At 42.3% G+C, this 12,370-nt stretch carries 11 protein-coding genes; 4 read left to right on the plus strand and 7 right to left on the minus strand.

Going from position 1 to position 12,370, the window contains the following annotated elements; translation table 11 throughout:
• Nucleotides 1-59: 59 nt before the first annotated feature.
• The 5 genes from DBR32_RS12130 to DBR32_RS12150 form a co-directional block, all read right to left on the minus strand.
• Nucleotides 60-545 carry a hypothetical protein gene (locus DBR32_RS12130; RefSeq protein WP_124636602.1) on the minus strand — a complete coding sequence of 162 codons (486 nt, stop codon included), beginning with the start codon at nt 543-545 and terminating at the stop codon, nt 60-62.
• A gap of 49 nt (nt 546-594) precedes the next feature.
• A complete protein-coding gene (locus DBR32_RS12135; RefSeq protein ID WP_124636603.1) occupies nt 595-1,260 on the minus strand; it encodes a phosphatidylserine decarboxylase family protein in 666 nt (221 codons plus the stop codon).
• Nucleotides 1,261-1,302: 42 nt separating this feature from the next.
• Nucleotides 1,303-2,127: a phosphatidate cytidylyltransferase gene (locus DBR32_RS12140; protein ID WP_124636604.1), complete on the minus strand. Its 825-nt coding sequence runs from the start codon at nt 2,125-2,127 to the stop codon at nt 1,303-1,305.
• A gap of 3 nt (nt 2,128-2,130) precedes the next feature.
• Entirely contained in the window at nt 2,131-3,066 is a 936-nt protein-coding gene (locus tag DBR32_RS12145; protein WP_124636605.1) for a type II CAAX endopeptidase family protein, read from the minus strand.
• Between the two features lie 177 nt (nt 3,067-3,243).
• Nucleotides 3,244-6,222 (minus strand): glycoside hydrolase family 3 N-terminal domain-containing protein, encoded by a 2,979-nt coding sequence (locus DBR32_RS12150; RefSeq protein WP_124636606.1) that lies wholly within the window; start codon nt 6,220-6,222, stop codon nt 3,244-3,246.
• 243 nt (nt 6,223-6,465) lie between these two features.
• On the opposite strand from DBR32_RS12150, the gene DBR32_RS12155 reads away from it, so the two are divergent.
• The 4 genes from DBR32_RS12155 (at nt 6,466) to DBR32_RS12170 (ending at nt 8,587) form a co-directional block, all read left to right on the plus strand.
• Entirely contained in the window at nt 6,466-7,017 is a 552-nt protein-coding gene (locus DBR32_RS12155) for an RNA polymerase sigma factor (protein WP_124636860.1), read from the plus strand.
• A gap of 13 nt (nt 7,018-7,030) precedes the next feature.
• Nucleotides 7,031-7,345 carry a hypothetical protein gene (locus tag DBR32_RS12160; protein ID WP_124636607.1) on the plus strand — a complete coding sequence of 105 codons (315 nt, stop codon included), beginning with the start codon at nt 7,031-7,033 and terminating at the stop codon, nt 7,343-7,345.
• Nucleotides 7,346-7,782: 437 nt separating this feature from the next.
• A complete protein-coding gene (locus DBR32_RS12165) occupies nt 7,783-8,085 on the plus strand; it encodes a hypothetical protein (RefSeq protein ID WP_124636608.1) in 303 nt (100 codons plus the stop codon).
• A 40-nt stretch (nt 8,086-8,125) separates the two neighbouring features.
• Nucleotides 8,126-8,587: an Hsp20/alpha crystallin family protein gene (locus DBR32_RS12170; RefSeq protein ID WP_124636609.1), complete on the plus strand. Its 462-nt coding sequence runs from the start codon at nt 8,126-8,128 to the stop codon at nt 8,585-8,587.
• Between the two features lie 67 nt (nt 8,588-8,654).
• On the opposite strand, the gene DBR32_RS12175 is transcribed toward DBR32_RS12170, so the two are convergent.
• Both DBR32_RS12175 and DBR32_RS12180 read right to left on the minus strand, forming a co-directional pair.
• Complete coding sequence (locus tag DBR32_RS12175; protein ID WP_124636610.1) at nt 8,655-9,410, minus strand: GLPGLI family protein; 756 nt, start codon at nt 9,408-9,410, stop codon at nt 8,655-8,657.
• Nucleotides 9,411-9,423: 13 nt separating this feature from the next.
• The gene (locus DBR32_RS12180; protein WP_124636611.1) at nt 9,424-12,255 is read right to left on the minus strand and encodes an outer membrane beta-barrel protein; all 2,832 of its coding nucleotides are present in this window, start codon (nt 12,253-12,255) and stop codon (nt 9,424-9,426) included.
• Nucleotides 12,256-12,370: the final 115 nt, after the last annotated feature.

Consider the following 12,370-nt stretch of genomic DNA (forward strand, 5'->3'; position numbering starts at 1 on the left):
CACCAAAGGTGACCGCGCTTTTTATGTGTACTGCTTTCTTAATCGGAATATATATGTGCTTATTGTACGCCGTCCATGGGTTCATCTACAGGAGGTGTTGCATTCGGATGTACAACGGGCTGTTCTACTTTTTTCTCCTCTTTTTCGGGAGGGCAACCCGGAGGCATCGTTTTATTCAGGAAATTAATATAGCTGCCGTATTGGTTCATTAGGTTGTAGCCTTCACCCGTTAGGGTGAGCCAGCCTTGCCTGCCGAAGCCGATTACTGCTTTCATTAAACCCGTACTGGTAATGATGTCCCAAAAGGATTCCAGAGGCTTTCCTGCCGGAACGGTAATCTTATTAGGGGTCAGTATTTCTTTTACAAAATTGAGGTCTCTGCGGTCACCGTTATTGTATAGTTCTCTAAGGCATACATCGATCAAAATGGCCTCTACATCTTTGGGGCTGAACTGGGGTTGCGGCACTGCCGGAGCCTTGGTTGCGTTTGCTGCTGCTGTGATTCCTCTTTTTTTTAGCCTATTTATCGTTTCTTTTGATTTCATACTATTCTTGTCTGTTGTTGAAACAATAAATATACTACAATTTTGAGATTCAGACTTTTGCCAATATGGTTTGTCCGCCTTTTACTTTATCTCCGATGTTAACCTCAATCTTTGTGCCCACCGGGAAGTAGATATCTACACGGGAACCGAAACGGATGAATCCGAATTCTGCATTTTGCTCAATAGTTTGTCCGTCTTTTACATAATAACAGATGCGGCGGGCCAAGGCTCCGGCAATCTGGCGCATGAGTAACGTAATCTGGTTGTTGCCCACCACTACAGTCGTCCGTTCGTTTTCTGTAGATGATTTTGGATGCCAGGCCACCAGGTATTTACCCGGATGGTATTTTACATATTTGATCAGTCCTTTGATCGGGCTACGGTTTACGTGCACATTCAAGGGAGACATGAAAATAGATACCTGTAATCTTTTATCTTTAAAATATTCTGTTTCTGTTGTTTCTTCAATAACCACTACTTTGCCATCGGCAGGTGCCACGATCACATTGTCGCCTTGTGTGAAGGTGCGGTTAGGTATGCGGAAAAACCAAAGTACCCAAAACCATAAAAGGAAAAATCCTGTTTGTAAGAACCAGTAGATAATCTGGAATCCGCAGCCGGGTTTGTTTAAAAAATAATGGTTCAATCCTGCCAGGATAACGAATAGAACAGAGGCAATGGTGATATACTTATAGCCTTCGCGATGAATAGTCATAGTAAAATATTTGTTGAAAATAAGGGGCAAAAATAAATGAAATTAAGGAGCAAATGCAAACATAATGTAAATAAATGCAAAGGGTAAGGCCGCCAATAAGGAATCAAAGCGATCCAGCGCTCCGCCGTGCCCCGGCATAATGTTGCCTGAGTCTTTGATGCCGGCCAGTCGTTTTAATTTAGATTCCAGCAAATCGCCGGCAGTACCCGCAAATGCAGCACAGGCGGCTAAAGCCATCCAATCTACAGGATGGTATAAGGAAGTATAATGTGCCCAGATAGCAGCGCCACCGATGGTCAGTAAAGCACCTCCGATGGTTCCTTCCCATGTTTTTTTGGGCGATATAGGAGAAAAGGGGGTCCGGCCAATAAAAGAGCCGACAATATAAGCCATCGTATCATTCATCCAGATCATTAAGATGAGTGCGAGCGGAATGGCAAAATTAATGGTCCATAATTGTACCAGTAAAGCCATCGGCACGGCAACGTAGACTAAACCAACCAAGCTCATCATACCGGCTGTTAGCGCGGTGCGCTTTGCTAAAACCGCCACGAAAAGAAGGATTATAGGAATCATAGACAGCATAGCCGTCGCAACGCCACCGGTAGAGGCAAGATTGATGCCCACAAAAACCAACAGGCCCAGAAGTTGGGTGACCCATTCGAGGTATGGAGGAAAGTAAGCTTCTTTAAAAATATGTTGAGACAGGCGGTAAAACTCCCGGATGCCCAGAAATTGAACCAGCAGCGCCAAACCGAAAATACCAAAAACAGAATGCGTCCATAAATGTCCCAACAAACCAAACATCATAAGGGCGGCAAAGACAATAGCGGAACCTAAACGGGTAAAAAATACAGGCCAGTTCATAAATCAGGATAAATTCGGGTTTGGATGATTATTTATATAGCTCATGCCCCAAAGTTTCGGGGAGGGTGTTTTCCCTTTTACGGTTTGTTTAAAGGCGATATACACAATAACCCCACCAATAAGCATCATACTCACTGCAATGGCGATGGGAAAAGCCTCTATATCCATTTCCGGATGTTTAGAGATCAAGTATACCTGTACAACCTGTATGGCATTGTTAAAAAAGTGCAAGATGATATTGTACCAGATATTACCGGTATAATGATATACAAGGCCCAAAACGAATCCGGCAATAGCAACGGGTAAAAAATTATAAACACTCCCATGAAAAGAAGCAAAGAATATACTTACGGCGACGATGCTCCAAACAGGGTTTTTGATAAATGAGTTGGTAAAGCGCTGGACAATACCCCTGAAAAATACTTCTTCACAGATGGCGGGCACCAAGGCAATCACCCCGATACGAACCAGCAGATCACCTATGGTCTTCATTTGCAACATGGAGGATTCCAATTGCTTGCGTTGCTCCTGAAGCGAATCTGCGGCTTTCCCGAAAGGCAAAGATTGTATGAGGGGAGTACTGCCCAAAATCAGGCTCAGCAAACCCAGAGAGAGCAGTATAACCCAAAGGATACTTTGTCCTTGTACTGGTTTAAAAGACAGGAATGCTTTTGGCCGCTCAGGAATAAGGTAGATAAAGAGTAGGGCCGGTAAAAGAAAAGTAAGTACTTGGTTCAGGGTAGTGATAGAAAGTATCCCTATGGTTTCTTGCGTATTTAAGGCCGTCTTTTTTGCACTGATCTGCGCGAAATCAATGTGTAAGACTTGTGCCAGCCCGGACAATACCACCAGTAATAAAAGACTGCACAGGAAATACAGGCATAAAAATATAAGCAGTTGTATGGCCACGGATTGTCGCCGTAGTTGGAATAATCGCATGAATTAATCTTATAATGGATTGCAAAGATACTTATTGCAATGGATTGCGGTGTCATCCTTCCTAATTTTACCAAATGCCTTGAAAAATTGCACGTTGAATTAATCCGCCGGGAAGCATACAAAAACAATTGGCACCGCTCAAGAGCGGTGCCAATTGTAGCAAATAGGGTTAAGGCCTTAATTGTAGCCCAAAGCCTTATAAATATAATCTTGTGCTACGGTGCGTACACTTAATTTATTGATCAGGTTATTGTCGGCAGTTGGATTGATGCGGTTAGACAGGAAGACGAAGACAATGCCTGTTTTAGGATCGGCCCATACACAGGTGCCGGTAAAGCCCTGGTGGCCGAAGGTGCTTTTACTACAGTATTCCGATGCAGGGCCGCCGTCGCCTGCGCGTTTTTCCGGTTTGTCAAATCCGTAGCCCCTTCTGCTGGTGCCCGAACGGTAGCCCGTAAAATACTCGACTGTTTGCGGGCTGAACATCTGTTTGCCCCTGTAAGTTCCACCATTGGCCAGCATCTGCATGATAATACCGAGGTCTTCCGCATTGGAGAACAGCCCGGCATGCCCGGCCGTACCGCCCATCATTGCAGCAGCCATATCGTGTACATAGCCTTGGAGTTGCTGATAGCGGAAGTAATTATCGCGTTCTGTTGGCGCACATCGTAATTGCCAATTGCGCTCCCAGGGATTGTATAAAGTGTTTTTTAGCCCCAAAGGCTGATAGAAGGTCTTTTCTACATATTCATCCAAAGGCATTTTGGTAATGGCCTCTACCACTTTTTGCAGGAAGATAAAGTCAAGGTCGCTATATACATAAGCAGCAGGATAGCTTACAGGACTTTCCAGGATCGTTTTCCAAATGGTATCGGTATAATTCTGGTTCATAAACATCCCGGAGGCTACGGGAACAGTATATCTCCCGCTTTTAAAAGCGGCATAGATTGCAGGATTAGGTCCTGTACTGTCAAGGGTGCTTTTGTAAAAAGGAATCCAGGCTTTTAGCCCGGCCTGATGTAATAAAATATTGCTGATCTTCAGGCTCGCTTTATTACTTCCTTTTACAAAGGGTAAATAATCGCCTAAGGTATAGTTCAGATTGATCTTGCCTTGTTCATACAGCTTCATCACCGCCAGCGTCGTTGCCGCCAGCTTGGTTACTGAAGCCACATCAAATAAGGTTTGATCAACGATAGGCGTGCTGCTCCCATAACTGTAGGCGCCATAATTTTTCTTGTATACGACCTGTCCGTCTTTCATCGCCAACACCTGGCAACCGGGAAAGACCCCTTTAACGATGGATCCTTTCAGGTAGCTGTCTAATGCTTCTATCGCAGCAGGGTTTTTAATAAGATTGGTCGCAATGGTTACGGGATTCGTTGTCGTTTGTGTGGTGACGGGAGTATTGACCACTGCCGTTTTTGTGGGAACGGCCGTGCTTGGGATATTCCGCGTCGCTCCGCTGCTGTTGTAAGTACCGGCTGTTGGACACGGCTGTACCGGTAGAACGCCTTTTGCCGTCATTCTGCCTAATAATACATTTAGTGTAGCCAGGTAAGTGGCATAATTCTCTTCATAGGCAATGATGCTGGAACCGGCACCGCAGATATACTTCGAGGCATAAGCATTACCGAAATTGAGGAAGATCGTTTTGTCCGAAAGGGTCAATTGTTTTAGAAAGGCCAATTGCATGGCATCAATGCCATAATTGTCTTTAGGATACAAGTTCAAGTCCTGCATGCCGATAATGACCGCATCATATTTTTTAAGGTTATTTACCAGCACATCCATTCTTGCGGCACTTTGATTTTTGGCAAAGCTAAAGATAGTGGTATTGGGTAAAGCCGCTTTAAGCATATTGTAAAAAGCTTTACTATCTGTAGCCGTCGTGTTCTCGTCTTTACCTACCGATACGTAAGCATACGATGCATTGGGGCGCATTGCTAATTTATCCAGTATATGATTGTTGTCTTTTACTAAGGTGATGGCGGCAGCGGCTACTTGCTCAAATATGGCTTGCGTATAACGGTTCAGGTCTACAGTCGCATTCGCTACCGGTATCGTTTGATAGGTATGTAGCCCGGCATCATATTTAGCATTCAGGATTTTTCGCACACTCTTTTCTAACCTTGCAGCGGTGATCTTTTTATGCTTGATGGCATCCTGGATTTTTGCAATGGCTTTAGGTACATCTTCCGAAAATAAGAGTACGTCATTGCCAGCCAGAAAGGCCTGCAAATCGGCTTCTCCATTCGGATAAAACTTTGTAACCCCTTTCATATTCAGGGCATCGGTAAAGATCAGACCTTTAAAGCCCATTTCATTTTGCAATAAATCGGTTACGATTGGATAAGATAAGGTGGAAGGTACATCTTTGCGAGATTCGTAAGCCGGTAAGGATAAATGTGCGATCATTACACTCTGTACCTTAGCCTGAAATAATTTCCGGAAAGGATACAATTCAAGATCGTTCAGTTGCTGTTTGGTCTTCGAGATGACGGGCAGGTCGAGGTGCGAATCAACGGAAACGTCACCATGGCCGGGAAAGTGTTTTACGCAAGCCATTACGCCATTGTCCTGCAATCCTTTTGTGAAAGCGCTGCCCATTATGGACACCCATTCCTTATTGTCACCAAAAGAGCGGAAGTTGATCACCGGGTTATCGGGATTGTTGTTCACATCAATATCCGGTGCAAAGTCTATATGTACCCCGAGCCTTTTGCATTGGTAAGCAATGGCAGTGGCCATTTGTTCCATCAAGGAAGGGTTTCGGGTGGCTCCTAACATCATTTGTCTCGGAAAATTCTGCACACCGGTCAGGCGCATGCCCAAGCCCCATTCTGCATCCATACCGATCAATAAAGGTACTTTACTCGATCTCTGAAAAATATTGGTTTGGTTAGCCTGTGCTTCAGCAGTTCCCTGCATAAAGATTAATCCGCCAACCAGCCGGTTGTCAATCAGTGCCTGAATTTGCCCTTGGTTATATTTCTCTCCGCCGGAATAGGCGGCTACCATAAACAGTTGTCCTATTTTTTCTTTTTCAGATAATTGGTTGTACACACTGTCTACCCATCGTTGTCTGGAAGATTGTGCAAAAGTCAGGTGTACCGTGCCGGTGATCAGTAACAGGCCAAAAATAAGTTTCTTCATATATATAAATCCGGGGTATAGAATATGCGATAATGATATTTGCAAATTAAAACAAATTCGGGCGTTACCGTATGTATTCACACTTAAAAAAGAAATAAAATATCATAAAACCAAATTTAACAGGCATTGTGAAGGCTGATGATGCCCAATGCGCTACTTTTGAATGATAAATTTTTAAGTAGTTTAAAGTAAAATGGCCGGAAGCCCGTCTTCCTGTGTATGAACCATTCAATTGCTTCACCTATGCCCGAGAACAATGCTCTGTCTATTACCGATACCGTCAAAAAATACGGGTCTCAGCTGCTGGGCTTTATTAAGGGAAAGGTAAAAAAACTGGAAGATGCAGAAGATGTGTTGCAGGATGTTTGGTACCAGTTTAGCCGTCTGACCAATATTAATGAACTGGAAAGCGTAAGCGGCTGGCTATACTTTGTCGCCAAAAATAAAATTACAGACCTATATCGTAAACGAACAACAGATTCTCTGGAAGATTATACCTATGAAACGGAAGATGGGGAATTTAATATAAAAGATGTCTTACTTTTGGATGATAGTAATCATCCCGAATTAACGATGTTTAAGGAGGTGTTCTGGAAAGCCTTTATGGAGGCGTTGGCAGAGCTACCCGAGCATCAGCGCGATACTTTTGTATTGAATGAAATTGAAGACAAAACATTGCAGGAGATTGCCGATATGCAACAGGAAAATATTAAAACGGTCATTAGTCGTAAAGGTTATGCGGTAAAGCACCTGCGTAAACGGCTGGAACCTTTGTACCGGGAATTGTATTCATAAAAACTAATTGAAAATGAGGAATCATACACGCGGCAGAAAACCATTCTTTTTATTATTTATCGCCTTCTTTTTTTTAATCGGATGGCTGGTGATGTTTTTGTGGAATGCAATCTTACCCGATCTACTGGGGATTAAACAGATTGGGTATTGGCAGTCTATTGGCCTGCTGGCCTTATGCCGCATCCTATTCGGACATTTCGGCTTTAAAGGAAGACCGGGACCCGGCGGACGCTTTGGTGGTGGGGAGCGTTTTAAAGAACGCATGATGAATATGACGGATGAAGAGCGCGAACGCTTACAACGCTTATGGCGGAATAAGTGTTCCTGATAGAAAATAAAAACTTGCCTGAACAGAATTGGCGCGCCGAAGGCGCGCCAATTCTGTTTTATACCGGCGTGGAAAATATTTTTATAGGACTATCCGCATATATGCAGCTATTTTGGGTCCTTTTGTGGCAACAAAAGGACCCAAAATGCCTGTTTTCATAAAGGCGATTGCCCCGCATCGCAATTTTGTTGTGTTCTGTGCATTGATTTTTAGCCATGGATTTATACAGCCTTGATTTTTTTCGGCGGTACCTTTTGCATCAAGGCAAAAGGTAGCAATCGCTATAAATAGAAACCAAAACAATAAAGAAAGTTTTTGTTTCCTAAAAGCGGATGCTCAATTATTTTTCAAAAAAAGAGATCTTTTTTTAAAGTAAAAAAACAAGGTCCCCGTCTTCAATACAAAGCAAACAATTTAAATCTTTAATCAAAAAAATTATGAAACACAAACTGCGTTTTATCCTGCCACGCCTTATCGGAGCCACTGTCATTATCGGTCTGGCATCTATGGTATTATTCATCCTGTTCAAGCTATTAATCGCCGCAGCAGCTATAGGTATCATCCTGGCCATCGCCAGTAAATTTATGGGCAAACGTGCACGGAAGCATATGTCCGGATACGGACCGGCCGCGTTTGGCACTCCGGGACAAAAGGTACATGCTATGGATCATCAGGCGCCACAACAACCGATCTATACCCAAACAAAACAAAAGGCGACAACCATCGTCCCTATTTATTAAAATAATCAAAACAATTTAACCATCTTAAATAATCAAAACAATGTTTAATAGACAATCATCAGCAGACTGGAACAATAATGACTTTTTCGGGTCTAAATTTAAAAACTGCAAAGGCGACTTTGCCAAAAAACTGAGCGAACGCTTTGGTGCACATGCCCCCTGGATGTCGGGTATGGGTCATCGAAAAGCCGCCAATATACAAGAAAACGAAACGGAGTTTATCATCAGTTTGTATGCTGCAGGCTTACAAAAAGAAGGTTTTAAAATAGAAGTGACCGGTGAAGATGTATTGACCATTCGTTACCAGGCTGCAGAAACGCAAAACGGGCAACAATATATCCATCAGGAATATCAACCCGGTTCTTTTGAACGTGCGTTCCAGTTAAATGGTAAAGTATTGACCAATCAGGTACAGGCGAGTTATCAGGATGGCGTACTTTGGGTAACCCTTCCTAAAAATCCGGACACCAATAAGCCGGCACAGGAAGTTTCGATCTCCTAATACATAATATCTCTTATTGCAAAAGAGGAAGCCATTGGCTTCCTCTTTTTATTTAGGCCTGATGGGTTTAAACCCTGATCTTCCACAAAATGGCTGCGCCATATTTGCCCCATTCCTTCAGCTTGGGCTGTAACTCTTTAAAGAGTTTTTCATTGCTAAGCTCTTTTCCCTTCTTGATTTTTTTTATTTCATTTTCGCCCATTTCAATTCCCGGATTCACCTTTGATGCAAACCAAGTGGTGTATAGCCTGGGTATGGCCAGCCCCAGGATCATGCCCGGAAGCCCTCCAAAAGATTCGGGGCCACTGCTGACCATAATCTGCTCGGTATAATAGGCGACCACAACAACCGAATCATCCATGGTGGTAATGGCTTTCCGGCAGTTGTATCCTGCAATAGGTCTCATTTCATCCAGGATTTTCCATTTGTATTTAGGCAGGCTGTCCTGAATGATATAATTACTTTCATATACTTCCTTCTGTGCGGTAATGGTATTATTGCTAAAGTTTTTAACCACTATATTTTCACTTGCCGGATCTTTTCCTCCCCAGAGCGGTACTTTTTCCGGTCCGTCTTTATCGAAAAAATAATGACTTTGTTTTTTATTAAAGCTCATTTTATAAAAAACGCTTTTTGTTTTGGGTAACTGTTTTACATAATCTTTCATATACTCATTCTTCTCTATTTCTTCACCCATTTCTACTTGTATATTCATTTTTACACTTGTCACCTTTGTGAATTCGATAGATCCATTTGCAGAGAATTGCGCCCATGAAGGATGTACACAGAGTGTCAACAGCAGGATATTTATGATTTTCTTCATTTTCAACTCTTTTTTAATTTAAATCAAGGGATTGGCTCTCGCTGCCCTCATTGTTCTCTTTCGTTCCGGACATCGCTTTACTATGCGTAAAGTTCCAGCTCAGCTTAAGAAGGAAGTATCGACGAATGTTGTTGTAGGTAGATTCCGTTATGGAATTCCCAAATGCAGTTCTGGAGAACCCAATATTCCGGTTAAACAAATCGTTGCCTTCGAAACGGATGGCCAGGGAGCGGTCTTTAAGAAAGGACTTGCTGATATAGGCATTTGCCAAAAAAACATTATTGTTCCGATCCTGTACGGCAGTCTTTTGTCTCAACAACCAGTTGAAGTTAAACCCAAGCTCAATGCCCTGTTTGAGGGTATAGGAGACATTAAACTCCTGCTGGGTCATCAGGAATTTATTCACAGCATTTATATTAACAGAAGAGCTGCTGTAATTATAAGTCGGGTTTAAATTATAGCTGAGTTGTATGGTAGAGTCTTTATAATAATTGAGGTCTAGTCTTGCACCCAAAGAGGTATTTTTGGATGCATTCAATACATCATTCAGATAGCTGTTATTATTGCCATAGTTCGCATTGAGGCCAAATCCTATGCGGCTTTTGATTGGGTTTATTTTTGCAGAATAGCCTGCAAAAGCGTAGGTATTCCAGTTGCCATTGATGTTTACGGTTTGGTATGTATTAACCCCCGAGGAAGAGATATTTTGTTTTTGCCCTAATGCATTTTGAATAACGCTATATCCGATATTACCGTAGATATAGCTTTCCGAAAGCATCTTGTACTGATTGAAATTTAGAGAGACGCGATGATTGAAGGCTTGTATCAAGTCAGGATTACCTAAACGGATATTGAGCGGATCGGTATTTTGTACCATTACCTGTATCTGATCCATACTGGGCTGTGTGGTAGAGCCATTATAACTTAAAGAAATGCTGGACGATCTTTTCCGGCTGTAATTCAGAGAGGCCCTTGGAAAAAAGTTTACATACTTACGTTCAAACAGTGCACCCGTAAAATTATTGTTATTCTGGTACTGGGCAAAAGCAACATTGCCGCCAAAATTAAATTTTAACTGCTCATATTTGAATCGGAGGTTCGCGCCAAAAGAATTAGTAAAAATGCTGTAATCATAATTACTGCTATACAGGGTATTGAAGGTATCAATTGTTGTATTCGGAATCCTGTCAAAACTCAGATTGGAAGCTGTATTTTTTATATAATTGCTGTTGGCATTCAGCACCAGGAATATCTTCTCCTTTACGATTGGTTCTGTATACGTAAGCCGTACATTGCCTTGCGCCTTTAGATTACTATCTGTTTTACGCTGGTTAAAATTCTGACTTGTTCCGGTGTTGTAAAAATTGTTTTCAGATAAAAATGAACTTTCGGAAGTATACTGTGTATAATTACCCCTAAGCATTACGGAAAGTGACCGGCCCGGAGTCCGGAATTTTTTTCTATAGGTAAAGTCGAAATCAGCAGACTTTGTATTGGATTCCCCATTAGTTTGGCTTTTACTATCGTTTATCGCCTGTTCCTGCATGGTGGTATAGTTGGCCGTATTCAGGCTGTTTTTAGTTGTCTTCAGAATGCTCCCTCTTACATTCACAATGAAGCTGTTTAGCGAATCTGCCGTAATCTCAGTTCTTCCGTTAAAGTTGTTCGAAAGGCTGTTCGTTTTACTGGTAGCCGAATTATTATTTACATATTGGGTGTCCGGCATAATGTATTGCGTCCGGGTATCTTTAGCTATATCAAGATTATAGCTGTTCACCCTGTAATCTGCATTTACATTTACCTGATCCTTTTTGCCAAATTTATTTCCATAATGCAATCCGGTATTGATGCTTTTAGGCAAGCCTTCTCCGCTAAAACTACCGTCGGATCCACCAATTCCTCCGCCTCCTTCACTACTAAAAGAACTGATATTCATATCGTCTTCGTCTCCGCCAAAAGAACCACTTCTGCCACCGCTATACTTAGAGGCGTCGTCCCATCCGAGGCCTACATTATTCGTATTGCTCATAACTGCAAAAGCTGCAATTTTCCTTTTATCTCTAAAGGCGTTAAACATAAGTTGGTTTTCATAAAACCTGGGCGAGCCTCCGGCCAAGACCGCCTTCCCGAAATAGCCTGTTTTGGCATTATCTTTAAGCGTAAGGTTTATCGTCTTTATTTTTGTACCATCATCAATACCGGTAAATTGCGCCTCGTCACTCTTTTTGTCAAAAACCTGTACCTTATCTACCGCCGCTGCCCGTAACATTTTAGAGAGTACCGCCGGATCATCAGCAAAAAACTCCTCACCATCTACCAGCATCTTTTGCACCTTCTCTCCATGCGCAGTAATATTACCCTTTTGGTCTACCTCAATACCCGGTAGCTTCTTTAACAATTCCTCTACCGTTGCAAACTGCCTTACCTTAAAACTATCTGCTGCATATTCGACGGTGTCTCCTTTGATGACCATAGACCTGGAGTCCGTCACGATTACCTCTTGGAGCAAATTTTGCTTAGAGATCATAGGTACTTCTCCCAAATTGGTATTGGCCTGGCTAATATTTACCGTTCCGATAAAATTGGCGAAAGTGGGATGTGCGTATAAAAGAATATAATCGCCGGCTTGCGGAACTTTTAAGTGGAATATCCCGTCTTCATCAGCGCGTGTGAAATCCTGCAAAATAGAATCGGACTGATTAATAACGGTAATGCTGGTATAACCCATGTTCATCATAGATGCGGTATCTACGATTTTTCCTTCAATGGTATAGGTAGGTATTTGGGCCCAAAGGCAGGGGGGTAACAACAAGAATAGGGCAAGGAGAAGTCGCTTTAGCTTCATTTATGGTATGGATTTATATACAATGATTGTAGTCTTTTATAATGGCCTTGATAAGTACACTAAACTATTTAAATACAACTGATTACTAAATCTTTTCGAGGCTTCAATATCGCAA

Origin of the sequence: Taibaiella sp. KBW10, from assembly GCF_003852495.1 — a bacterium.
In the GTDB taxonomy this organism is placed as follows: domain Bacteria; phylum Bacteroidota; class Bacteroidia; order Chitinophagales; family Chitinophagaceae; genus Edaphocola.

Bases quoted from the DNA above. Each gene is read 5' to 3' on its own strand.
- DBR32_RS12155 (WP_124636860.1), top strand. From the start codon at position 6,466: ATGCCCGAGAACAATGCTCTGTCTATTACCGATACCGTCAAAAAATAC.
- DBR32_RS12130 (WP_124636602.1), bottom strand. From the start codon at position 545: ATGAAATCAAAAGAAACGATAAATAGGCTAAAAAAAAGAGGAATCACA.
- DBR32_RS12170 (WP_124636609.1), top strand. From the start codon at position 8,126: ATGTTTAATAGACAATCATCAGCAGACTGGAACAATAATGACTTTTTC.
- DBR32_RS12175 (WP_124636610.1), bottom strand. From the start codon at position 9,410: ATGAAGAAAATCATAAATATCCTGCTGTTGACACTCTGTGTACATCCT.
- DBR32_RS12145 (WP_124636605.1), bottom strand. From the start codon at position 3,066: ATGCGATTATTCCAACTACGGCGACAATCCGTGGCCATACAACTGCTT.
- DBR32_RS12160 (WP_124636607.1), top strand. From the start codon at position 7,031: ATGAGGAATCATACACGCGGCAGAAAACCATTCTTTTTATTATTTATC.
- DBR32_RS12135 (WP_124636603.1), bottom strand. From the start codon at position 1,260: ATGACTATTCATCGCGAAGGCTATAAGTATATCACCATTGCCTCTGTT.
- DBR32_RS12150 (WP_124636606.1), bottom strand. From the start codon at position 6,222: ATGAAGAAACTTATTTTTGGCCTGTTACTGATCACCGGCACGGTACAC.
- DBR32_RS12140 (WP_124636604.1), bottom strand. From the start codon at position 2,127: ATGAACTGGCCTGTATTTTTTACCCGTTTAGGTTCCGCTATTGTCTTT.
- DBR32_RS12180 (WP_124636611.1), bottom strand. From the start codon at position 12,255: ATGAAGCTAAAGCGACTTCTCCTTGCCCTATTCTTGTTGTTACCCCCC.
- DBR32_RS12165 (WP_124636608.1), top strand. From the start codon at position 7,783: ATGAAACACAAACTGCGTTTTATCCTGCCACGCCTTATCGGAGCCACT.